We start from the raw sequence: 21,787 nt of genomic DNA on the forward strand, positions 1-21,787 counted from the left end.
CGTCAAGGTTCCGCGTAGCGTCGCAAGGCCGCAATCACGAGCTCGTGCGGCAGTGGCATCAGCTGCGCCGTCCGGGTCCACAAGATTGCGGTTTCGATCGCCCGCTCCGGATAGATCTGCGCCAGCGCATGGGCATAGGCGCCCATCTGGCGCAACAACCCTTCGGGACACTGCTGCGGTGAGGCCGGCACGGTGGCATTGGATTTGAAGTCCACCGCCAGCACCCGGTCCGGGCTGACGATCAGGCGGTCGATCACCCCATGTATTCGCACCCCGTCCAGATCCGCGCTCAGCGGCACCTCGGCCAGGGCCTCGGCGGCAAAAACGGGCGCCAGCGCGGGCTGGTTCAGCACCGCCTGCGCCTCGGCGAGCAACTCGGCGCTGTCGGCTGCATCCTGCAACAGGTTCTGCGCCAGCTGCGGCCAGCTCTCCTTCGGCTGGCCAGGCAGGTGCTCCAGCAGCAGATGCAGGCGGCTGCCGCGGGACTTGGCGGCGTCCTCGTCCAGGCCTTGCTCGCCGGGCAGCGCCTTGGCGCCGCCCAGATCAGACGGGCTGATCGCGGCCGCCGGCGCCACATAGGGCTCGGCAGGTTTGCGAAACAGCTCCGGCAGGCTATGGGTGACGGTCTCGGCAGTCGGCGGCACCACCAACGGCAACCCGTCCCAGTCGCCGTGATGCAGCCGCAGACCGGTCTGCCCACCCAGATCGCATTCGACCGCACCGCCGTCCTTCATGGCGGTTTCCACCATGCGGTACCAGCTGTCCCCGGCCTCGCCGACATCGCCGGCCGCAGCCACGATCAGCCACTTTTCCGCCCGTGTCAGAGCCACATACAACAGCCGCAGGCGTTCGTTCTGCAACTTCTCCTGCGCCGCCTCGCGCGCCTCCTGCATGGCGGTCGGCATCTGCTCCTTCGGCAGCCGCCAGACCGGGGTGCCCTCGGCCAGCATGATCTCGGCATCGCTTGGCGCGCGCCGCTTGCCGGTATCGGGCAGGATCACGATCGGCGCCTCCAGCCCCTTGGAGCCATGCACCGACATCACCCGGATCATGTTGCCGGCCGCGCCCATCTGCCGCTTGATCTCCAGATCATCGGTCTGCATCCACACAAGGAACCCGGTCAGGCTGGGCACATCGGTGCGTTCATAGGCCAGCGCCTGCGACAGCAGTGCGTTGATGCCGTCCTCGGCTTCGGTCCCTAGCCGCCCCAGCAGTTTCTGCCGCCCGCCGTGCCGGGTCAGGATGCGTTCGATCAGATCGAAGGGTCGCAGGAAATCGGCATTGGCGCGCAGGTCGTTCAGCACCGCCATGGTTTCGGGAAACTCCGCCGCGCGGGCGCGCAGGGCCGGCCACAGGTACCTGTCCTCCCGCCGGTGGGCGAGATCGAACAGCGCCGGCTCGCTCCAGCCGAACAGCGGCGATTTCAGTGCCTCGGCCAGTGACAGGGAGTCTTCGGGCAGCGCCAGAAAGCGCAGCAGCGCCGCGATGTCCTTCACCGCCAGCTCCGCCCCGACCTTCAGCCGGTCGGCGCCGGCGATGGGCAGCTCGGCATTCTTGCAGGCGCGGATGATTTCCGAGAACAGATCCGAGCGCCGCTGCACCAGGATCAGGAAGTCGCCCGCCTGCACCGGTCGCCGACAAAAGCTGCCGGGGCTGTCGCCATCTTCGGGAATGGTGACGCCGTCCGCGATCATCTGCTTGATCGACTGCGCGATGCGCTCCGCCAGGATCACGGTGTGATGGCGGCTGCTGGGACGGTCGACCGGGCTGGTCCAGTCGGGATCCTCGTCATCCTCCACCTTCTCGACCACCGGCCACAGGTCAACGCGGCCCGGCAGGTCGGATTTGAAGGCATGGTGCAGCGCATCCGGGCGAAAGCCGGCGCGGGCGCTGTCACGGAACACCAGGTCCACCAGTTTCAGGATCGCCGCGGAAGAGCGGAACGAGAAGTCCAGCGAGGCATCCTGCAACCCGGCCCCGGTTTCCGCCAGCCGCCGTCCGAATTCCTTCTGCATTCGGTCAAAGGCATCCGGGTCGGCCCCCTGGAAGGAATAGATCGACTGCTTCTTGTCGCCGACCACGAAAATCGTGCGCTCCACGTCCGAGCGCGCGCCCTCGCCGGCGGTGAATTCCTGGGCCAGCTTCTCGATCACGTCCCATTGCACCGGGCTGGTGTCCTGCGCCTCGTCCACCAGGATGTGGTCGATGCCGCCGTCCAGCCGGTACAACACCCAGGCGGCGACGCCGGGGTCGTTCAGCAATTGCCGCGCCTTCAGGATCAGATCGTCAAAGTCGAGCCAGCCGCGCAGCTGCTTGCGGCGCTCGTACTCCGGCAGAAAGGCGGCGGCGAACCGGTGCAGATCGTGGCTCTTGCGCACCGCCGTCAGCGCCAGACGCCGCGCGCGGGCGTCCTCGACGCGGCGCATCAGCGGCTCCAGCCGGTCCATCAGCGCCACATTGGCTTCGCGCAGCTTCTTGGTCGGGAACTTGCCGATCTTGGCGGTGAACGGCTCCTTGGCGCCGGCGCCAGTCAGAAAAACACTCTCTAACACGGGTAAATCCGCCAGTGTCGGTTCGCTGATGCCGGCCAGCTTGTCGGCTGCGCGCTGGTCGGTGGTGCCGCCTTCGGCCAGCATGGTGCGGGTGGCTTGCAGCAGCTCCGCTTCGCCCCCCAGGAACACCAGCGCCTCCAGCGCCGCCTCGTCAAAGCCTTCGGGCAGGCCGAACAATTCCAGCAGCCCGTTCCTGTCCACAGGTTCGGAAAAATCGGCGCGGCGCTGGCAGACGGCGGCGGTCAGTGTCTCGAAATCGCTGTCGCTGACATGGCGGGTCAACGCGTCCAACAGCTCCGCCTGCGGCCCTTCGGCAAAATCCTCCATGATCTCGGCGCGCAGCAGCTGGCCCGCGCGGTCGTCCATCTCGGCAAACTGCGGGCTGACGCCGGCCTCCAGCGGAAAGCGGCGCAGCAGGGAGGCGCAGAAGGAGTGGATGGTCTGGATTTTCAGCCCGCCCGGAGTTTCGATCGCGCGGGCAAACAGCGTGCGCGCCTGGGCCAGTTCCGCCGGCCCGGTGCTGACCTCCCCCAGATCGGTGAGGGCGGCGATCAGCGCCGCATCGTCCAGCATCGCCCATTCGCCCAACCGCTTGAACAGCCGGTTCTGCATCTCGCTGGCGGCGGCCTTGGTGTATGTCAGGCACAGGATATGCTGCGGCTGCACGCCCTTCAGCAACAGCCGCGCCACCCGGTCGGTCAGCACCTTGGTCTTGCCCGAGCCCGCATTGGCCGCCAGCCAGGTCGAGGCATCGGGACGCGCGGCGCGGAACTGCGCCTCGGACGCCTTGTTGCGGGTCATCATGCCAGATCCTCCGGCTGCGGTGTGGCGCTGCGGTCCCATTCGCCGTAGCGGGCCAGGTGGTCGTATTCGCCGGCAAAGTCGTCCTTATGCACCATGCGGCGGCTCGAATAGCCTTGTTCAGGCTCGAAATAGGCACTGATCAGGGTGCGCAGATCCTCCCAGATCTTGGCCGGCGGCTCGTCCTCCAGCGGTGCGCGCACCTCGCTCAGCTTGCTGCCCAATCCGATGAACAGCGCGCGGGCGACCTCGGCGGGACCGATGTCGGCAAAGGCGCCCTCTTCGGCCATCGCGGCCTCGATCAGCAGCTGCTTTTCGAACTTCTTTTGCTGTGCTTCCGAGGGCGGCGCGCCGGTCTTGTAGTCGTAAAGGTGCAGAAAGCCGCGGTCGTCCATGTCGATGCGGTCGGCGCGGCAGGCGATGGTGAAATCCAAGGGATCCAGTCGGGCGCTGCCCTCGGCCTCAAAGGCAACAGGCCGTGCGCGGGACTGGCGTTCGCGCTCGGCCAGCACGAAATCGGCGGCGATCCGGCGGATGCGGGCCTGCCACAGGATGCGCGCCACCGGCCAGGGCACATGTTCCTCCAGCAATTCGCGGGAGGCGGCGGTCAGGGCTTCGGGCGTCAGTGTTTCCGGCGCCTCCAGACTGTCGCGGATGAACTTCTCGAATACCTCGTGCACGACGATGCCGCGCAGCAGCGCGTCCGGTTCCTGCACCAGCGGGTTCAGCGGTTTCAGCCGCAACACGTGTTTGGCATAAATCGCGTAAGGGTCGCGGATCAGCCGCGGGATCTCGGTGATCGTCAGCCGCCGCGGTCGCGCTGCAACCGGCGGGCGCGGCGAGGGGCGCGGCGCCTGCGGGATCGGCGTCGGGGCCTCCAGCGCCTCGGCCCAGCCCAGCCACTGCGCCCCGCGCGCACGCATCTGCGCCAGCGCCTCGGGGCCGCCCTGGGTCGGCAGGCCGGACAGCAGGTTGGTCATCCGGTTGAGCCAGCGCGACGGCACCGTGTCGGCCTCCTCGCTGCGTTCCGCGCGGGTCAGCCAGACCTCGGGCGCGGCGATGGCCTGCTGGAAGTCATGCGCCGACAGGCCGATGCGGCGCTCGGGCAGCAGCAGCCCCGCCTGGTTGCGCAGCTGCCGGTTCAGCCAGGGGTCGGGGGCGGCGGCCTCGGGCCAGCTGCCCTCGTTCAACCCGCCGAGGATCACCAGGTCGGCCCCCTGCACGCGGGCCTCCAGCGTGCCCCAGATCATGATCGAGCCATAGGGCGCATCGCGGTCTCGCACCTCTCCCTGGCTCAGCAGCGCGCCGAGCAGATCGGCAAAGTCGCGCGCGGTCATGGCGCCGCCGTATTCCGCCTCAGCCTGCAAATTTTCGATGCAGGCCAAGGCTTTCTGACCTGCCTTCTTGTCCCATAGCGTGCCCGAACCCGCGGCCTGGCTGCCGGCGGCGAGCCGTTCCGCCAGCGCGCGCAGGCGGGCAACCCAAACGCTCAGCGGCTGCTCGCCGGGTTGGTGCTGGCCGGCAAAGCAGTCCGCCAGCCAGTCTGTCCAGCCGGGTGTCAGGCTGCGGCCCTCGCCGAATTTGGCAAAGGTTGCCGCGTCCGGGAAGGGCGGGCCGTTGCGGCGCAGGTGCAGCTCCAGCTCGCGGGTCTGGCGCAGGTGGTCGCCGCGGGCGGCCCCGTCATGGGTCAGCGGGTGCTTCAGCAGCGTCAGCAGCGCATCGCTGGCCAGCGGCTTGCAGAACAGCCCCGCCACATGGCGCAGGAACCGGCCCGGCGGCGACAGCTGCAACGGCTGGCCGGCGGAATCATCGGGCAGGATGTCCCAACGGTCCAGCGCCGCCGCGACCTGCCGGGTCAGCATCCGGTCGGGGGTGATCAGCGCCGCGGTCTGGCCGTCCTCCGCCGCCTTGCGCAGCCGCAGCGCAATCGCCAGCGCCTCGGCGCGCGGGCTGGGCGCCTCGACCAGGGTGACGTCCCGGGTGGCAGCATCAAGGCCGGTTAGCTGCGGCCCTTCGCTCATCCAGGCGTCGGTCACCGGGGCAGGGCGCAGCGCCAGCGACAGGAGCCGGTTGCGCGGCGGCGAGGCGGGCTCGCAATCGGTCCAGCGCTGTACATCGCCCGGCGCCAGCTCCAGATCCTTCATCAGCTTGTGGAACCGGTACTGCGGGTGGTCTTCGGAGATCATCGGATCATCGAGCCCGGCCCAGACATGATCGGGCTGGTCAAAGTCGAACCCGGGCAGGATCACCGCGCCCTGTGGCAGCCGGGCAATCGCCTCCATCAGCATCAGCGTGGTGCCGCGCGAGCCTGTGGAGCCGGCGAGGATGATGGGGTGCTGCGGCGGGTTTTCCTGCCATTGGTCGATCAGGTTCAGGACCACTTGCCGCTGCCGAGCCTGCGCGTCCATGGCGCCATCATGCAGGCCAGTGAACTCATCCGCGATGCCGATGAAGGTCTGGGCGCGGGCCCAGTGGCCGGACATGTCAGAGACATCGAGCTGCCGGATCGTATCGGTGCTGACACCTTCGCCCTGCATTTCGTCGATCAGCGCCGCCAGGCTGTCGGACAGATCGTAAAGCGAGGCGCGCGCCGCAAGGTCGGGCTGCGCGTCGAGCAGTTTCGCGATCAGCTGCGACAGCTCCAGCCGACGGCGCAGGGGCGGCAGCGGCGGCGGCAGCCCGTCCAGCGTGGCGCGCTGCGCCAGATCGGTCAGCATCAACATTCGCGGCAGCAGCCGCGGCGGCCCCTGGTCGAACAGCACCCGCACCCGCCGCGCCATGCGGGCGGTGTTGACGATCAGCTCCGTCCGCGCCAGCGCCTCGGGCGGCTGGCCCTCGCTGCGCTGGCACAGGCCGGTGACCAGCGCACGGGGGAAATCGACGCCGCAGGGCACGGCAAAGACACGTGGTTTTGGGGTCGGGTCAAACATCATCGGCTGCAATCAGATCCTCGGCCAGGGTGATCCCTTCGGGGTGGCCCACATCGCACCAGCGGCCGGGATATTCCAGCGCAAACAGGCGGTTGTTCTCGGCCATCCGGTTCCACAGGGCATTCAGCGAGAAAACACGCTCCGCGACCGCGTGCAGCGCATCGGTTTTCAGGATCTGCACGCCGCCATAGACCAGGTCGCCGCCGCGGCTGATGCGCCCCTCGCGGTCGGCGGAGAAATCGCCGCTGCCCTTGCGGCCCACCGCGCGCGCCAGCGGCACGCAGACCAAAAGCGCATCCATCCGCGCCGGGTCCCAGGCGTCACGCGCCAGCTGCAAGGGGTTTGGCCCCTTCCAGATCGCGTCGGTGTTCATGGTGAAGACCGGCCCATCCCCCAGCAGCGGCAGCGCCGCGCGCAGCCCGCCGCCGGTGTCGAGGATCTCCTCCGCCTCATGGCTGATCTGCACGCCCCGCGGCTCCAGATAGGCGCGCAGAGGCTCTGGCAGGTAATGCAGATTCGCAACAATGCGCTGCGGGCGCAGCTCCTCGGCCAGCGCCAGCGCATGGCCGATCAGCGGCTTGCCCGCCACTTCGATCATCGGCTTGGGGCGGTCGCGCGTCAGCTCCCGCATGCGGGTGCCGAACCCGGCGGCAAACAGCATCACGGCGTCAGGCGTGCAGGGCATCAGGGCTTCAGCCTTTCGAGGTTTTCGGGCGTCGGGGCGGGCAGGGCGCTGCGCAGCATTTCTGCCGCCGACGCCATCGCCGGATGCTCCAGCCCGCGCATCAGGTGGTCCCAGACCCGCGGCATATACCCGAGGTATTGCGGCTTGCCGTATTCGCGGCTGAGCCGGGCAAACACCCCGAGGATGCGCAGGGCGCGCAGCACGCCCAGCACCGCATAGGCGGTGCGGAAACCGGAGCCGTCGACGCCGGTGGCGGCGATGTAGCGGTCGATCATCTGCATCTCGATGGCGGCGGGCACATCGCGGCGGGCGTCCTGCAGCAGCGACATCAGGTCAAAGGCGCAGTGGCCGGCGCGGGCGTCCTGGAAATCCAGCATGCCGACACGGGCCACGCCGTCGCGGTCCGGCAGCCACAGCAGGTTCTCGGCGTGAAAATCGCGCTGCACCAGCACCGCATCGCCATGCAGCGTGTTGCGCAGGATGTCTTCCAGTTGGTCGGTGAACCGGGCCTGCAGGCGGGCATCGGGCGCGCCAAGGATGGCGTCGCGGTACGCGGGCAGGACCAGCCCGGCCAGTTCCGCCAACACCCGCGGGCCATAGGGCTCCAGCTTGGGCAGGGGGGCTGCGTGCAGCGCCACCAGCGCATCCGTCGCCGCGGCATAGAGGGTCTGTTCCAGCTCCGGCTGACGGCGCACGACGCGCGCGAACAGATCGTCCCCCAGATCCTCCAGCAGCAGGAACCCGTTGGCCTCATCCTGCGCCAGGATCTCTGGCGCGCTGAGGCCCTGTTCGCGCAAGTGTCTGGCAATGCGGACAAAGGCGGCGATGCTTTCGCCCTTTTCGGGCGGTGCATCCATCAGCACCACGCTGCGCCCCTCGGCACTGCGCAGCCGTTCATAGCGGCGGTTGGAGGCATCGCCGGCCAGCGCGCCGCGCTGCCAGTCGGCATAGGGGGTCTGCGCCAGGAACTGGCGGCACAGGGTCTCGCGCGGGCTCATGCGGTGATCCTTTCGATCAGCGGCTGCCACTTGGGGTCGCTCCACGCGAACCGGATCTCCCGCTGATCGTCCGGGCCGGGGACCAGCGACAGGGTCAGATGCAGGGCATGGGCGGGGGTCAGCTCGGCCAGCCGATCAGGCCATTCCACCAGGCAGATCGCGCTCTCGAAGGCCTCGGTCAGGCCCAGCTCCTCAAGCTCGTCCAGCGATGACAGCCGGTAAAGATCGCTGTGCCACAATTCGCCCGCGGGCACGTCATAGGTCTGCACCAGCGTGAAGGTGGGCGAGGGCACATCCTCGGGCACGTCCATCAGCGACTGGATCAGGTGGCGGCAGAAATGGGTCTTGCCGGCGCCGATCACGCCCTCCAGCAACAGGCAATCGCCGGGGCGCAGGGCTCCGGCGATCGAGGCGGCCAGATCGGCCGTTTCTTCGGGTGAATTCAGCCTGCAGGCCGCGGTATGTCTCGTCATTGCGGTACAATGGCGTTGCCGCGAAGCTGCTGCAAGCGGGTTTCGACCCTAGCCCTGGCTGATGGCGGGGAAGCGTTCCTGATCCGTCGGCAGCACATTGGTTTCCGGGGTTCGGAAGCTGACCATGGTGGCCCCGTTCTGGATCGCCGAGACCTTGCAGATCAGCTTGGTGCCGTCGCGCAGTTGCACGCGGGACCACCAGGCATCGCGGGCCTCGCAGCCGGCCACGAAGTCGCGAATCTCGCCCCAGACCGGGGTCGGTGTGCTGGTGTCCTGCCAGATGCGGCTGGCATCCATGATCGACACTTTGGCAAAGGTTGCATCCGGGTCCATCCGCCACAGCTCGCGATAGGCGCTGTTGGAAAAGCTCATGGTGCCATCGGAGGAGAACACCGCGATCGCCTCCTCCATCTGGTCCATGATCGACTGGCCCACCTCCAGCTCGGAGCGGAACTGGCGCGTCAGGGTCACTTCGGCGGTGATGTCCTCGAACAGGAAGGCGACGGCACCATCGGGATGCGGACGGCCCGACACCTTGTAGACGGAGCCCGACGGCAGCGACCAGGTTTCCTGGTAACGACCTTCTGCGGCGGCCTCCAGAAGATCCGCCATCTGGTGGCGCCAGCTGGAATAGCTCTTGGGCTCCGGCATCATCCGCTGATCGCGCAGGCGGTCAAAGAAGGTCAGCAGGTTGGGCCGAGAGGACAGGAAGTTGGCCGGCAGCGCGGTCAGGTCGATCAGCACCGGGTTGAACAGCACCAGCTGACGGTTGCGGTCAAAGATTGCGAGGCCGATCGACAGCTGGGCAAAGGTCTTGGCCAGGGTCTGTACGAAGTTGCGCTGCGCCACCTCGGCATCGACCACCGCGTTCACGTCGACCGCGTGGCACAGCCAGCCGGCCTCGGTTTCGGTGGTAGAGACGTTGTACCACAGTTTCTTCTGGCTATCGGGCAGCGGGATGCTGATCCGCTCCGGCTTGCCGCTGGTCATCGGGTCCTCGAGGTCGGTAAACAGCGGCTGGGCAAAATCGGCATCGCGGCCGCGGATCTTCTGGCTCAGGTCATCATAGGCGAGGTTCGACCAGGTGACGTTGCCTTCCTCGGACTGCAGCCAGACCGGGTAGGGCGCCTGATGCACGGCAGCACGCAGGGTGGTCAGCTCCTGGTCCAGCGTCTTGTTCTTGTCTTCCAGGTCGCTGCGGCGCAGCTGAACGCGGGTGACGCCGTCGATCCATTCGCAATGGGCCTCGCGGTTTTCGGCCGAGGCGGTGCCGGACAACACCAGGGGGCCGACATCCCGCAGGAAACCGGGCGACTGTGGCAGGCCGGGATAGCTGCGGGACAGTTGATCGCGCAACATGCTCCAGTCAAAGTTCTCCGCCTGGTCGCCGATGAACTTGCGGGCGCCCGAGGACCAGCCGATCAGGCTGTTGTCATCAAACAGGAAGACCGCATCGCTGCGGCTATCGCCGACCAGCAGATCATGCTCCATACCGCGGCGGCGAGGATTGGGCGACAACCACCACACCGCAGCCGCTGCCGTTGCCGCACAGAGGGCCACCAGTCCAAACCATTCGATCGAAGCGAAATTCTGCATCTTGTCCTGCCCAGTTCAGATCTCGTTTACCGGTATGGTGCGCTAATAAAGGTTAATTCATGTTTAATTGGTTGCCTAAAAGTGAATAGTTAAATTTCTAAAGGTAAATTTTTCCCAATGACAGGGCCGCCATCCTCCATCGCGTCGATTTCCTTGCGCGGCCAGGTGACGGTGACCACCGCGCCGCGGCGGTCGGTGGCGTGGTCGGCCTCGCGGCCATTGGCGAATCGCAGCCGCGCGCCGGTGCGTTCCAGCAGCGTCTTGGCGATGAACAGACCCAGGCCCATGCCTTCGTATTCGGGGCGTTGATGGTGTTCGCTTTCGCCCTTGCGCCGCCGCACGAAGGGATCGCCGATCCGCCCCAAGAGCTGCGGCGGAAAGCCTTTGCCGTCGTCGCTTATGCGCAGCACGATGGTGTCATCATCCCAGGCCGCGGTGATCCAGACCGTGGACTGCGAGAAATCCACCGCGTTCTGCACCAGGTTGCGCAGCCCGTGGATGATCTCCGGCTTGCGCAGCACGGTGGGCTGCTGAAAGTCGCCGCCTTCCAGCGGTGCTTCGTCATAGAGCACTGCCTTGCCGCGGTGCATATGCGGCTCGGCGGCCTCGTTCACCAGGGCCGAGAACGGTGCCTGGCGCAGGTGCAGATCGTCATTGCCGGCGCGACCCATGCTGCGCAGGATGTCGCGGCAGCGGTCGGCCTGCGCACGGATCAGCGCGGCATCCTCGCGCAGGTCGGGGCGGTCGTCCAGCTCCTCGATCAGCTCGGCGCTGGTCAGCTTGATGGTGGCCAGCGGCGTGCCCAGTTCATGCGCGGCGGCGGCGACGACGCCCCCCAGATCGGTCAGTTTCTGTTCGCGCGACAGCGCCAGCTGGGTTGCGCTCAGCGCGTCCGACATCAGCCGCATCTCGTTGCTGACCCGGAACGAATAGGCGCCGATGAACAGGATGGCGATGACGATGGCGATCCAGTTGCCGAAGATGAAGACATCCGGCACCCGCAGGACGAACCCGACCTCGGTGCGCAGCGGCAGGTGGAATTCGGCCATCAGCGTCACCAGGATGATCGCGGTGGCACCGATGATCAGGGTCGAGCGCAGCGCCATCACCGCCGCCGAGATCGTCACCGGCCCCAGCACCAGCAGCGCGAAGGGGTTGTTCAAGCCGCCGGTCAGATACAGCAGGAAGGCCAGCTGGAGGAGATCGAACAGCACCATCAGGAAGTTCTCGAACTCCGTCAGGCGCTTGTTTTCCGGAAATGCGAAGATGGCCACCAGGTTGCCGACCGCAGAGACGCCGATCGCCAGGTAGCACAGCAGCAGCGGCAGCTGCAGTTGAAAGTGGTACTGGGCGACGGCGATCGCCGCCAGCTGGCCGGTGATGGCGACCCAGCGCAGCAGGATCAACGTGCGCAGGCGGATCCAGTTGCTGTGTTCCTGCCCGCTTGTCAGCCGGAATAGGCGGTTGATCATCGGCCTGGGTGCTCCCGTAGATGTGACGCCGTGCAGCAGTTGCATCGGTCGCATTTCTTGATAGGTCTGCCGCCGACAACGATCAACAACCCTTGCCTGACCATAGGTGTGACTACATGACCCGTCTTTATGCAATTCTTGCCGCTGTTTGCGTTGCCTCCCTGCTGGGCGCCGGGTGGTTCCTGACCCGCACCGAGGACAGCGGCGACGGGTTGGCACAATGTCGCAGCAGCCAGATTGCGGCGGGCGGCGACACCATTGGCGGCCCCTTCGAACTGGTCAATGCCAAGGGCGAAACGGTCACCGACAAGGATGTGATCACCGAGCCGACGATCGTCTATTTCGGCTACACCTTCTGCCCCGACGTCTGCCCGATGGACGCGGCCCGCAACGCCGAAGCGATCGATGTGCTGGCCGAGCGCGGCTACAGCGTGACGCCGGTGTTCATCTCGGTCGATCCGGCCCGCGATACGCCTGAAGTCGTTGGAGAATATGCCGAAAACCTGCATGAAAAGATGATCGGCCTGACCGGGTCGGAGGCGCAGGTCAAGGCCGCCAGCCAGGCCTACAAGACCTACTACCGCAAGAACGAGGGCGATGACGACTACTACCTGGTCGATCACTCCACCTTCTCCTACCTGGTGCTGCCCGAACAGGGCTTCGTCGAGTTCTTCCGCCGGGACGAAACCCCCGAGCAGCTGGCCGACAAAACCGCCTGCTTCATCGAAAACAGCTGAGGCGGATAGCTGTTTGACCTTTTCCCTCGCCCGGACATACTCTGGCGAGACTTTGAAACCTACGCGGAGGACCGGGCATGACGGAAACTGCTCTGCAGGAGATCGGGCCGGACAAATCGCTGCTGCTGGTCGATGACGACGAGCCGTTCCTGCGGCGTCTGGCCAAGGCCATGGAGAAGCGCGGATTTGAGGTGGAGACCGCAGGTTCGGTTGCCGGCGGCAGCGCCATCGCCACCGCCCGCCCGCCGGCCTACGCAGTGGTCGACCTGCGGCTGGAGGACGGCAACGGCCTCGACGTGGTCGAGGTGCTGCGCGAGAAACGCCCAGACAGCCGCGTGGTGGTTCTGACCGGCTACGGTGCCATTGCCACCGCGGTTGCCGCGGTCAAGATCGGCGCCACCGACTACCTGTCGAAACCGGCCGATGCCACCGACATCATGAACGCGCTCCTGGCCAGCACCGACGAGCTGCCGCCGCCGCCGGAAAACCCGATGAGCGCCGACCGCGTACGCTGGGAGCACATCCAGCGCATCTACGAGCTCTGCGATCGCAATGTGTCAGAGACCGCGCGGCGCCTGAACATGCACCGTCGCACCCTGCAGCGGATCCTGGCCAAGCGCAGCCCGCGCTGATCCCGAACCTCTGCTGTCCGCCTCTGCGGCAGGCGCCCGAACCGCGCCTGTCGATCTACGGGCAGGTGTTGCGCGACCGGCGCACGCTGCCTTTACGCGGTATTCTTCGATGTCTGTCATGGTCGGGCTTGATCGCGGTCAACGCCGGGCCTGACACTCCCGGTCTTTCTTGGAAACGGATCCGCAGGTGCGGGCCGTGCAGCGACAACGTTTAGCACGCGGGCGGATACGCCCGTCCACCTCCGCCCCGTGGCGGCGCCGCCATTCTTGCCTTGCTTCAGATCCCGCAGGGACCCGGCAGCATACAGCAGTACTGAAAGACGCGTTGACCGACCGGGCAGAGGCCTTGGGCTGACCGCGCTGTTACATCTGTGCGATCAGCTGATGATGCCGCGCCACGAAATCCTGCCGCACCTCGACCGGTGGGCGCAGGTGAATGTCCAGGCTGCCGGTGATCTCCGCGTTCGGGCGGCCAAAGAACTTGGTCGCTTCGGCCTCTGAAAATCCGGCGATCTGCACCGCTTCCATCCAGGCGCTGACCTTGTCGGCGCGCTTGATCTGCGCCTTCACCGTCTTGGGCAGCGCTGCGGGCAGGCCAAAGCGGATGTGGATCGCGGCCGTCAGCCGCTGGTCCAGCTCACCATAGCCGGGGCCGACGGCGGCTTTCACCGGAGAGATCATGTCGCCGATCACATATTCCGGCGCGTCATGCAGCAGCGCCGCCAGCCGCCATTTCACCGGCGCCTTGGGCTGCATCCGGGTAAAGATCTCCTCGACCAGCAATGAATGCTCCGCCACCGAATAGGCGAAATCGCCCCGCGTCTGCCCGTTCCAGCGCGCCACAAAGGCCAGCCCGTGGGCGATGTCCTCGATCTCGATATCCATCGGGGTCGGATCCAGCAGGTCCAGGCGGCGGCCGGACAGCATCCGCTGCCAGGCGCGGGCAGGTTTTGCGGGCATGAATTTCATCCTGATCACTGTGACATAAGGCCGTGCCTACCCGCTGATCGGGGTGCGGGCAATGGTCCTGTCGCGCGCGGGACGGACCGAAACCGCAGGCCACCATACGCGGTGTTTATGCCCCGTGAGTTTGAAACCGGCGCTGTTCGACCCAATATCATTGGTATGAAGGGGCTCCGCGCCCCCTTTCGCGGCAACCCCTTTTCCTCACGTGGCATGCACAGGAAAGGAGATTGCCATGTTTAAGCGCATATTAGGGGTATCACTGTTGTTCGGTATGGCTGCGACCGCACCGCCTGCCCTGGCAGCCAGCTGTGGCGACCGCACCGCCATGACGGAAAAACTGCAATCGGGATATTCCGAGCGGCTGACCGCCGGCGGATTGCAAACAACCCGGCCCCAGGCCACCGTGATCGAGGTCTGGTCATCCGATGAAACCGGTACCTTTACCGTTCTGGTCACGCATCCGAATGGGATCAGCTGCGTCGTGGCGACCGGCTCCTCGTTCTTCCATATTCCGGACTCCGAAGCCGAGCCGGGAACCCCCAGCTGACGTCTTGCGCCCCTCTGGCGCGGCCAGTTTGCCTCGGTGATTTTGCCACCGCGGCGTATCTTCGCGACTTTCTGAACATCCTGTCCAGGTTGGATGCCGGGCCGCCGTGTCCCGGTTGCGGGTATCTTCGTTGAATATAAACACCTGCGGTGCTACGCCCTGCTGCAAGTGAACTCGTAACCGGAATGGAGCAAACTATGGCCGGGGATTATATCGTCAAGGACATCTCGCTGGCAGCCTATGGCCGCAAGGAGCTGGACATCGCCGAAACCGAAATGCCGGGGCTGATGGCCCTGCGCGAAGAATACGGCGACAGCAAGCCGCTGAAGGGCGCGCGCATCGTCGGCTCGCTTCACATGACCATCCAGACCGCGGTGCTGATTGAAACGCTGGTGGCGCTGGGCGCAGACGTGCGCTGGGCGTCCTGCAACATCTTCTCGACCCAGGACCACGCCGCCGCCGCCATCGCCGAAGCGGGCATTCCGGTCTTTGCCGTCAAGGGTCAAAGCCTTGAAGAACATTGGGATTACCTCGACAAATCCTTCATGTTCCCGGAAGGTCCGAACCTGATCTTGGACGACGGTGGCGACGCCACCCTGTACGTGCTGCTGGGCGCGCGCGCCGAGGCCGGCGAAGAGATCATCCCGGTGCCGCAGTCCGAGGAAGAAACCGTCATCAAGGCGCAGATCCAGAAACGCATGAAGGAGTCGCCGGGCTGGTTCACCAAGACCCGCGACGCGATCCTGGGCGTCTCCGAGGAAACCACCACCGGCGTTCACCGCCTGTATGATCTGCAGAAGAACGGCCAGCTGCCGTTCCCGGCGATCAACGTCAACGACTCGGTCACCAAGTCGAAATTCGACAACAAATACGGCTGCAAGGAATCGCTGGTCGACGGTATCCGCCGCGCCACCGACACCATGATGGCCGGCAAGGTCGCCGTGGTCTGCGGCTATGGCGATGTGGGCAAGGGCTCTGCCGCCTCGCTGCGCGGCGCCGGCGCGCGCGTGAAAGTGACCGAAGCCGACCCGATCTGCGCCCTGCAGGCCGCGATGGATGGCTTCGAGGTGGTGCTGCTGGAAGACGTCGTCTCCTCCGCCGATATCTTCATCACCACCACCGGCAACAAGGACGTGATCCGCATCGAGCATATGCGCGAGATGAAGGACATGGCGATCGTCGGCAACATCGGCCACTTCGACAACGAGATCCAGGTCGCAGCGCTGCGGAACCACAAGTGGACCAACATCAAGGACCAGGTCGACATGATCGAGATGCCCTCGGGCAACCGCATCATCCTGCTCTCTGAGGGCCGCCTGCTGAACCTCGGCAACGCCACCGGCCACCCGTCCTTCGTGATGTCGGCCAGCTTCACCAACCAGGTGCTGGCCCAGATCGAGCTGTGGACCCGCGGCGACAAGTACGAAAATGACGTCTACATCCTGCCCAAGCATCTGGACGAGAAGGTCGCCCGTCTGCACCTGGGCCGCATCGGCGTCAAACTGACGGAACTGACCCCCGAGCAGGCCGCCTATATCGGCGTCAAGCCCGAAGGCCCGTTCAAGCCAGAACACTACCGTTACTGACGGGTCCTACCCGCACGAAAAAGGGCGTCGCCGGAGCAATCCGGCGGCGCCTTTTTCGTTCAGGGGCCGACCGATGGCGCAGCCGGTTTGTCCATGGGCACCGTCGGGCCTGCACCATTTGTCTCGCATTGTCGGGGTTATTGCTTTGCGGAATCGCGGGGAGATGAGGTATCTCTTAGGAACCGGCCAGGACGGCCAGGAACCAGATTTTCAGACGCGTGTGGTGGATATGGGCACGCGGGGTGGAAAGGGAAGGTCCTGTCTGTCCGCAGGGTCTTCCCTTTTTCAGTTTCAGGCGTTGGCATGCGGTGCGGTCGTTTGCGACGGCAATCGCAGCGCTCTCAGAACAGCGTCAGCACCAATCCCGCCGCCGCACAGGCCAGCGTGGCATAGCCGCCGTCGATCACCGTCAGCATCACGGGGCGGCCGCCATAAAGGTTGTTCAGCGCGATCCACGGGGTGATGAAGAACAGGCCGATTCCCAGACCGCTCACCAGCCCGGCACCCAATGTGTCGATGCCCGACAGGGTGAACACGTGGCGCATCATGCCCACCACGATCAGCTGCAATACAAAGGCCAGCGCGTATGTCATCGGATTCTGGCTGCCCTTGGGCTGCCCGTCCGCGTCGCATTCCACGCCGGAGGCCGCGATCCAGGGCTTGGCCAGCGCGCCGTAGTAGCCGGCCCCGATGCCAAAGGACACCGCTGTCGCGACAATCACACTTAGAAATTCCATGTCGTACTCCCCAATGGTTTCAGCCACTTGCGGAGTAGAGTGCCAGATCAATCCGGATCTGTCTGCCCCAGCGCGCAGATGGCCTGCCATTCGGCCTCGCTGACCGGCTGCACCGACAGGCGGGAGTTCTTGACCAGAACCATCTCCTCCAGCCGCGGATCCATCTTGATCTGGTCCAGGCTGACAGGCTTGGCAAAGCTGCGCACCGCCTTGATGTCGACGCACTCCCAGCGGTCGTCCTCGGTGGTGCTGTCGGGATGCGCCTCGGCGCAGACCTCGACGATACCGACCACGGATTTTTCCTTCTGCGAATGATAGAAGAACCCGCGGTCGCCCAGTTTCATCTCGCGCATGAAATTGCGCGCCTGGTAGTTGCGCACGCCGTCCCATTCCTCGCCCGCGTCCCCCTTGGCCTGCTGGTCCTGCCAGCTCCAGGTGGAGGGTTCGGATTTGAACAGCCAGTAGCGCATCAGCCGATGACCTTTTTCCAGGTGATCAATTCGACAGCCTCGAACAGGCCTGCCTTGTTGTAGGGATCATTGTCGGCCCAGGCCTGGCCTGCCGCCATGTCCTCGACGTCCAGAATAACCAGAGAGCCGGCCATATTGCCATCCTGATCCAGCAGCGGGCCGGCCTGGGCGACCACGCCGGTGTCCTTGATGTAGGCCAGATGGGCGTCGCGGTTGTCCAGACGGGTCTGCAAATGGCCGGGTTTGTCACGGGCGATCAAGGCGATGAGCATTTTATTCCTCTTTTAGCGGTCTTTTAAGTAAATGGGCCGCTGCCTCCTCGATCGTCAACTCCTGATCCAACAAATTGGTTACCGTCCGGGTGATCGGCATCTCCAGTTTCAGCTTCTCGGTCTGTGCCGCGACGGCGCGGGCGGTGGCGGCGCCCTCCACCGTGAGCGAGGCATCAAAGCTCTCGCCGCGTCCGATCGACAGGCCCAGCCGGTAGTTGCGCGACAGCTCCGAACTGCAGGTCAGCGTCAGGTCGCCAAAGCCCGACAGCCCGGCCAGTGTCTCGGGCCGGGCGCCGCAGGCCAGCGCCATGCGCTGCATCTCGGCATAGCCGCGGGTCATCAGCGCGGCGCGTGCGCTGTCGCCGAGGCCGGCCCCGATGACGGCCCCGCAGGCGATGGCCATCACGTTCTTCAGCGCGCCGCCCAGCTCGGCGCCGATGGTGTCGGTGGTGCGGTAGAGCCGCAGGTTCGCGGTGGTCAGCTGCTGCTGCAAGTCGCGGCCACGGTCGGCATCGGCGCAGGCCAGCGTCAGCGCGGTCGGCAAGCCACGGGCGATGTCGGCGGCAAAGCTCGGCCCGGTCAGCAGCGCCGGGGCGGCGTCCGGCAGCACATCGCGCATCACAGCGATCGGGCCCAATCCGGTGTTCAGCTCGATCCCCTTGCAGCAGGCAACCAGCGTCTTGCCCGCCAGCAGGCTGTGGTGGTCAATCAGCGCGCCGCGCAGCTTTTGCATCGGCACCGCCAGCAGCAGCACGTCGGCGGCCGCCGCGGCCGCCAGATCGGCGGTGACGGTCAGCGCCTCGGGCAGGGCCACTCCGGGCAGCCGGGCCGTGTTGCAGCGGTCGCGTTGCATCTCGGCGGCGGCCCCGGCGTTGCGCGCCCACAGGGTGACCGGCCCGTTTCCGGCCAAAGAGATCGCCAGCGCGGTGCCGAAGGCCCCTGAGCCCAGAACCGAAACAGTCATGCCTTTGCTCCCTTGCGGCCCGATCCGATCAGCGCCGGGCTTGCCGTGTCCAGCGGCCAGCGCGGTCGTGCCGTCAGGTCCAGCCCGTCGCGCGCGCCCGCCCGGAAGCGTTCCATCCCGGCATAGGCGATCATCGCCGCATTATCCGTGCACAGCCGCAGCGGTGGTGCGGTGAAGGCGGCTTCGGCCTCGGCGCAAACAGTCTCTAACGCGGCGCGAATGGCGGTATTTGCCGCCACGCCGCCGGCCACGGCGACCGTGGGCTGGGCCGGGTTCTCGTCCATGTACAGGCGGATCGCGCGGCGGGTTTTCTCTGCCAGCGTGTCCACCACCGCCGCCTGGAACCCGGCGCAAAGATCGGCGCGGTCCTGCCGCGTCAGCCCGCCCTTTTCTGCCGCGATCTGATCGCGCATCCGCATCAGCGCGGTCTTCAGCCCCGAGAACGACAGGTTGCAATCGGGCCGGTCCAGCAGCGGGCGCGGAAAGCGGAAGCGTTTGGGGTCGCCGCCTTCCGCCTCGGCCTGCACCGCAGGGCCGCCCGGCTGCGGCAGGCCCAGCAGGCGCGCGGTCTTGTCAAACGCCTCGCCCGGCGCATCGTCGATGGTGCCGCCCAGACGGGTGAAATCCTCAGGTCCGCGCACCAGCAGGTACTGGCAGTGCCCGCCAGAGACCAGCAGCATCAGGTAGGGATAGGCGATGCCATCGGTCAGCCGCGGCGTCAGCGCGTGGCCCGCCAGGTGGTTGACCCCGACCAGCGGCAGCCCGGTGGCGGCGGCGATGCCCTTGGCGCACATCACGCCCGACATCACGCCGCCGATCAGCCCCGGCCCGGCGGTGACGGCGACCGCATCCATGTCCTTCAGCGTCAGGCCGGCCTCGGCCAGCGCATCGCGCACGCAGATGTCGAGCTTTTCAGCATGGGCGCGGGCGGCGATTTCCGGCACCACGCCGCCAAAGGCGCTGTGCAGCTCGGTCTGGCCGAACACGATCGAGGACAGAACCTCGGGCCGGGCGCCTTCGGTCTGCCGGACGACCGCGGCGGCGGTGTCGTCGCAGCTGCTTTCCAGCCCCAGGATGTTCAGGGTCTTTGTCATGGTGTTACCGTTGCATCGAATTGTCGCCGGGGCTACCACCTAAGCGGCCTGCAAACAATCCCGGGAGCCTTGCCGATGGTCCCATTGCTGATGACACGTCCAATGGAGGCGGCAAGGCGGTTTGTGGCCGGATTGCCCGATGACCTGCGGGCCGGGCTGCAGGTGACCCATGCCCCGTTGATGGAGATCCACCCCCGCATCGCATCCCTTGATGTAAGCGCCTTTCGCGGGGTGATCTTTACCTCCGCCAATGCGGTTGCAATCGCTTCACGTGAAACCGCGGCGCGTCGGCCCGCGTTTTGCGTCGGCCCCCATACCACAGCGGTCGCCCGCCAGGCGGGGTGGCAGGCGGAGTGTGCCGGCGCCTGCGCGGAGGAGCTGATCGACACGCTGCTGTCACGGCGCCCCCCGGCGCCATTGTTGCATCTGCGTGGGGCGCATGGTCGCGGCGCGGTGGCCGAGCGGTTGAGCGGCGCGGGCTTGCCTTGTGAGGAGCAGGTTGTCTACGATCAGGCCCTGTTGCCGCTGAGCGAGGCTGCGAGACGGCTGATCGCCGGGCCGACCGGCGTGATCGTGCCGCTTTTTTCACCCAGAACGGCGCGTCATTTTGCCAGCCAATGCGGAGATGCTGGCAATTTGCATCTGGTCGCGCTCAGCAAGGCGGTGGCTGAACCGTTAGAGTGCTTGAACTTCAAGACGTTGCGCGTAAGCGGAGCAGCAGATAGCAAAGCAATGACACAAGCGGTGCGTGATGCCGCAGACGCAGTGTCGCGGCTTGAGGGGAGCGAAGGCGCGGAGTAGTGTCCGGCCTATTCGCAGGAACGTATTTCAGGAATCGAGTGGGGAGACCGGCGTGGCTGACAAGAAAACTCCGGAAGAGGTGACAGAGACCGACCGCGGCGACGCCCAGCCGGGAACGGACACGGCTGCCGGTCAGCTGGGCGAGGCGACCACCGAAAAAGAGGTGCTTGACCCGGAAACCAAGCCGGAGTCCGTCTCTCCCGAGACCGAGACCGAGACCGAGACCGAGACCGAGACCGAGACCGAGACCGAGACCGAGACCGAGACCGAGACCGAGACCGAGACCGAGACCGAGACCGAGACCGAGACCGAGACCGAGACCGAGACCGAGACCGAGACCGAGACCGAGACCGAGACCGAGACCGAGACCGAGACCGAGACCGAGACCGAGACCGAGACCGAGACCGAGACCGAGACCGAGACCGAGACCGAGACCGAGACGCCAGAGGTGGTCTCTGGCGCGGAGGCCCCGGCAGAGCGGGTGGTGGAAAAGCGCGGCGGTTTTGGGGCCGCGCTGCTTGGCGGTGCGGTGGCGGCGGTGATTGGCTTTGTTGCCGGTCACGGCGGGGTGCTCGACAGCGTGTTGCCGCCGTCGTTGCAACGACCGGCCTCGGTTGATCCGCAAGCCTATGCCGACAGCCAGCAGGCGTTGCAGGCCCAGATCGCGGAGATGCAGGCACGGCTCGAAGGGGCCAGCCAGCCCGACCTTGCGCCGCTGGAGCAGCGTGTCACCGCGCTTGAGGAGGCGCAGCCTGCCGGGCAGGACGCCGGTGCGGTCGAGGAACTGGCTGCCACGGTGGCCGATCTGGCCACCCGGCTGGAGCGGCTTGAGTCGCGCCCGGCGATGGATGCGGCCTCGCCGGAGACGGTCGCCGCCTTCGAGGCAGAGCTGGACAAGCTGCGCCAGAGCCTTGCGGCCCAACGCGCTGAAGTCGAGGACATGCTGGCCAAGGCCGAGGAAATGGAAGCCGCCAGCGCTGAAGCCGCTCGTATCGCCAGCGCCCAGACCCAGCTGGCGCGCCTGCGCTCGGCCCTGGACAGCGGCACCGCCTTTGCCGAGCAGGTGCAGGCGCTGGAAACCCTGGACGTTGATGTTCCGGACGCCCTGTCCGGCGTGGCGGACAGCGGTGTTGCCACGTTGTCGGCGCTTGGCAGTGGGTTTGTCCCGGCGGCGCGCGATGCGCTGGCCCGCGCCCGCGAGGAAACCAAGGGCGGCGGCAGCCTGATGGATTACGTGAACCGGCATCTGGGGGCGCGTTCGGTCACGCCGCAGGAAGGCGACGACCCGGATGCGGTCCTGTCCCGTGCCGAAGCTGCGGTGGCCAAGGGCCAGTTGCAGCAAGCCTTGGATGAACTGGCGGCGTTGCCGGAGACCGCCCGCGCGGCGCTCTCGGGCTGGGAAGCCTCCGCCAAGGCCCGCATTGCCGCTGTGGATGCCGCAGCCGAACTGGCCCGCAGCCTGCAAGCCAAATAA

19 protein-coding genes are annotated in these 21,787 nt (G+C 66.3%); 6 read left to right on the forward strand and 13 right to left on the reverse strand.

Going from position 1 to position 21,787, the window contains the following annotated elements; genetic code table 11:
• Positions 1-2 precede the first annotated feature (2 nt).
• The 7 genes from addA to regB all read right to left on the reverse strand — a co-directional run bounded on the left by addA (position 3) and on the right by regB (position 11,507).
• Positions 3-3,356, reverse strand: coding sequence for a double-strand break repair helicase AddA (gene addA / locus ACZ52D_RS08015; RefSeq protein ID WP_464443082.1), 3,354 nt, complete (start codon positions 3,354-3,356; stop codon positions 3-5).
• Positions 3,353-6,283, reverse strand: a complete 2,931-nt coding sequence (gene addB / locus ACZ52D_RS08020; RefSeq protein ID WP_464443083.1) for a double-strand break repair protein AddB — start codon at positions 6,281-6,283, stop codon at positions 3,353-3,355. Before addB ends, addA begins: the two co-directional genes overlap by 4 nt.
• Complete coding sequence (locus ACZ52D_RS08025; protein ID WP_464443084.1) at positions 6,276-6,968, reverse strand: nucleotidyltransferase family protein; 693 nt, start codon at positions 6,966-6,968, stop codon at positions 6,276-6,278. The genes addB and ACZ52D_RS08025 overlap by 8 nt, the downstream gene beginning before the upstream one ends.
• Complete coding sequence (locus ACZ52D_RS08030) at positions 6,968-7,966, reverse strand: aminoglycoside phosphotransferase family protein (protein WP_464443085.1); 999 nt, start codon at positions 7,964-7,966, stop codon at positions 6,968-6,970. Before ACZ52D_RS08030 ends, ACZ52D_RS08025 begins: the two co-directional genes overlap by 1 nt.
• Positions 7,963-8,439 (reverse strand): tRNA (adenosine(37)-N6)-threonylcarbamoyltransferase complex ATPase subunit type 1 TsaE, encoded by a 477-nt coding sequence (gene tsaE, locus ACZ52D_RS08035; protein ID WP_464443086.1) that lies wholly within the window; start codon positions 8,437-8,439, stop codon positions 7,963-7,965. Before tsaE ends, ACZ52D_RS08030 begins: the two co-directional genes overlap by 4 nt.
• Positions 8,440-8,487: 48 nt before the next feature.
• Positions 8,488-10,035 carry a PAS-domain containing protein gene (locus ACZ52D_RS08040; protein ID WP_369929706.1) on the reverse strand — a complete coding sequence of 516 codons (1,548 nt, stop codon included), beginning with the start codon at positions 10,033-10,035 and terminating at the stop codon, positions 8,488-8,490.
• A gap of 89 nt (positions 10,036-10,124) precedes the next feature.
• Complete coding sequence (gene regB, locus ACZ52D_RS08045) at positions 10,125-11,507, reverse strand: sensor histidine kinase RegB (RefSeq protein WP_222454355.1); 1,383 nt, start codon at positions 11,505-11,507, stop codon at positions 10,125-10,127.
• A gap of 116 nt (positions 11,508-11,623) precedes the next feature.
• Between regB and ACZ52D_RS08050 the strand changes: the two genes are divergently transcribed.
• Positions 11,624-12,244 carry an SCO family protein gene (locus ACZ52D_RS08050; RefSeq protein WP_464443087.1) on the forward strand — a complete coding sequence of 207 codons (621 nt, stop codon included), beginning with the start codon at positions 11,624-11,626 and terminating at the stop codon, positions 12,242-12,244.
• 77 nt (positions 12,245-12,321) lie between these two features.
• Positions 12,322-12,876: an ActR/PrrA/RegA family redox response regulator transcription factor gene (locus ACZ52D_RS08055; RefSeq protein WP_222454353.1), complete on the forward strand. Its 555-nt coding sequence runs from the start codon at positions 12,322-12,324 to the stop codon at positions 12,874-12,876.
• Between the two features lie 363 nt (positions 12,877-13,239).
• On the opposite strand, the gene ACZ52D_RS08060 is transcribed toward ACZ52D_RS08055, so the two are convergent.
• Positions 13,240-13,836 (reverse strand): HD domain-containing protein, encoded by a 597-nt coding sequence (locus tag ACZ52D_RS08060; protein WP_222454352.1) that lies wholly within the window; start codon positions 13,834-13,836, stop codon positions 13,240-13,242.
• 238 nt (positions 13,837-14,074) lie between these two features.
• On the opposite strand from ACZ52D_RS08060, the gene ACZ52D_RS08065 reads away from it, so the two are divergent.
• Together ACZ52D_RS08065 and ahcY are read left to right on the forward strand one after the other, a co-directional pair.
• Positions 14,075-14,389, forward strand: coding sequence for a hypothetical protein (locus ACZ52D_RS08065; RefSeq protein WP_222454351.1), 315 nt, complete (start codon positions 14,075-14,077; stop codon positions 14,387-14,389).
• Between the two features lie 197 nt (positions 14,390-14,586).
• Positions 14,587-15,975 carry an adenosylhomocysteinase gene (ahcY, locus tag ACZ52D_RS08070; RefSeq protein WP_222454350.1) on the forward strand — a complete coding sequence of 463 codons (1,389 nt, stop codon included), beginning with the start codon at positions 14,587-14,589 and terminating at the stop codon, positions 15,973-15,975.
• A gap of 341 nt (positions 15,976-16,316) precedes the next feature.
• Here the strand turns inward: ahcY and ACZ52D_RS08075 are convergent, their stop codons facing one another.
• The 5 genes from ACZ52D_RS08075 to tsaD are packed head-to-tail and all read right to left on the reverse strand — an operon-like array spanning position 16,317 to position 19,512.
• On the reverse strand, positions 16,317-16,712 hold the full coding sequence (locus ACZ52D_RS08075) for a DUF1761 domain-containing protein (protein ID WP_464443088.1): 396 nt from the start codon (positions 16,710-16,712) through the stop codon (positions 16,317-16,319).
• Positions 16,713-16,759: 47 nt separating this feature from the next.
• Complete coding sequence (locus tag ACZ52D_RS08080) at positions 16,760-17,182, reverse strand: EVE domain-containing protein (protein ID WP_464443089.1); 423 nt, start codon at positions 17,180-17,182, stop codon at positions 16,760-16,762.
• Positions 17,182-17,454, reverse strand: coding sequence for a YciI family protein (locus ACZ52D_RS08085; protein ID WP_222454347.1), 273 nt, complete (start codon positions 17,452-17,454; stop codon positions 17,182-17,184). The genes ACZ52D_RS08080 and ACZ52D_RS08085 overlap by 1 nt, the downstream gene beginning before the upstream one ends.
• Position 17,455: 1 nt before the next feature.
• The gene (locus ACZ52D_RS08090) at positions 17,456-18,418 is read right to left on the reverse strand and encodes an NAD(P)H-dependent glycerol-3-phosphate dehydrogenase (RefSeq protein ID WP_464443090.1); all 963 of its coding nucleotides are present in this window, start codon (positions 18,416-18,418) and stop codon (positions 17,456-17,458) included.
• Positions 18,415-19,512, reverse strand: coding sequence for a tRNA (adenosine(37)-N6)-threonylcarbamoyltransferase complex transferase subunit TsaD (gene tsaD, locus ACZ52D_RS08095; protein WP_464443091.1), 1,098 nt, complete (start codon positions 19,510-19,512; stop codon positions 18,415-18,417). The genes ACZ52D_RS08090 and tsaD overlap by 4 nt, the downstream gene beginning before the upstream one ends.
• Positions 19,513-19,602: 90 nt before the next feature.
• On the opposite strand from tsaD, the gene ACZ52D_RS08100 reads away from it, so the two are divergent.
• Positions 19,603-20,313 carry a uroporphyrinogen-III synthase gene (locus tag ACZ52D_RS08100; protein WP_464443092.1) on the forward strand — a complete coding sequence of 237 codons (711 nt, stop codon included), beginning with the start codon at positions 19,603-19,605 and terminating at the stop codon, positions 20,311-20,313.
• A 52-nt stretch (positions 20,314-20,365) separates the two neighbouring features.
• Complete coding sequence (locus ACZ52D_RS08105) at positions 20,366-21,787, forward strand: COG4223 family protein (RefSeq protein ID WP_464443093.1); 1,422 nt, start codon at positions 20,366-20,368, stop codon at positions 21,785-21,787.

The sequence above is a fragment of the Leisingera sp. S2M4 genome, from assembly GCF_055398055.1.

Coding starts and splice junctions, on each gene's coding strand:
- addA (WP_464443082.1), bottom strand. CDS start 3,356: ATGATGACCCGCAACAAGGCGTCCGAGGCGCAGTTCCGCGCCGCGCGT.
- addB (WP_464443083.1), bottom strand. CDS start 6,283: ATGTTTGACCCGACCCCAAAACCACGTGTCTTTGCCGTGCCCTGCGGC.
- ACZ52D_RS08025 (WP_464443084.1), bottom strand. CDS start 6,968: ATGCCCTGCACGCCTGACGCCGTGATGCTGTTTGCCGCCGGGTTCGGC.
- ACZ52D_RS08030 (WP_464443085.1), bottom strand. CDS start 7,966: ATGAGCCCGCGCGAGACCCTGTGCCGCCAGTTCCTGGCGCAGACCCCC.
- tsaE (WP_464443086.1), bottom strand. CDS start 8,439: ATGACGAGACATACCGCGGCCTGCAGGCTGAATTCACCCGAAGAAACG.
- ACZ52D_RS08040 (WP_369929706.1), bottom strand. CDS start 10,035: ATGCAGAATTTCGCTTCGATCGAATGGTTTGGACTGGTGGCCCTCTGT.
- regB (WP_222454355.1), bottom strand. CDS start 11,507: ATGATCAACCGCCTATTCCGGCTGACAAGCGGGCAGGAACACAGCAAC.
- ACZ52D_RS08050 (WP_464443087.1), top strand. CDS start 11,624: ATGACCCGTCTTTATGCAATTCTTGCCGCTGTTTGCGTTGCCTCCCTG.
- ACZ52D_RS08055 (WP_222454353.1), top strand. CDS start 12,322: ATGACGGAAACTGCTCTGCAGGAGATCGGGCCGGACAAATCGCTGCTG.
- ACZ52D_RS08060 (WP_222454352.1), bottom strand. CDS start 13,836: ATGCCCGCAAAACCTGCCCGCGCCTGGCAGCGGATGCTGTCCGGCCGC.
- ACZ52D_RS08065 (WP_222454351.1), top strand. CDS start 14,075: ATGTTTAAGCGCATATTAGGGGTATCACTGTTGTTCGGTATGGCTGCG.
- ahcY (WP_222454350.1), top strand. CDS start 14,587: ATGGCCGGGGATTATATCGTCAAGGACATCTCGCTGGCAGCCTATGGC.
- ACZ52D_RS08075 (WP_464443088.1), bottom strand. CDS start 16,712: ATGGAATTTCTAAGTGTGATTGTCGCGACAGCGGTGTCCTTTGGCATC.
- ACZ52D_RS08080 (WP_464443089.1), bottom strand. CDS start 17,182: ATGCGCTACTGGCTGTTCAAATCCGAACCCTCCACCTGGAGCTGGCAG.
- ACZ52D_RS08085 (WP_222454347.1), bottom strand. CDS start 17,454: ATGCTCATCGCCTTGATCGCCCGTGACAAACCCGGCCATTTGCAGACC.
- ACZ52D_RS08090 (WP_464443090.1), bottom strand. CDS start 18,418: ATGACTGTTTCGGTTCTGGGCTCAGGGGCCTTCGGCACCGCGCTGGCG.
- tsaD (WP_464443091.1), bottom strand. CDS start 19,512: ATGACAAAGACCCTGAACATCCTGGGGCTGGAAAGCAGCTGCGACGAC.
- ACZ52D_RS08100 (WP_464443092.1), top strand. CDS start 19,603: ATGACACGTCCAATGGAGGCGGCAAGGCGGTTTGTGGCCGGATTGCCC.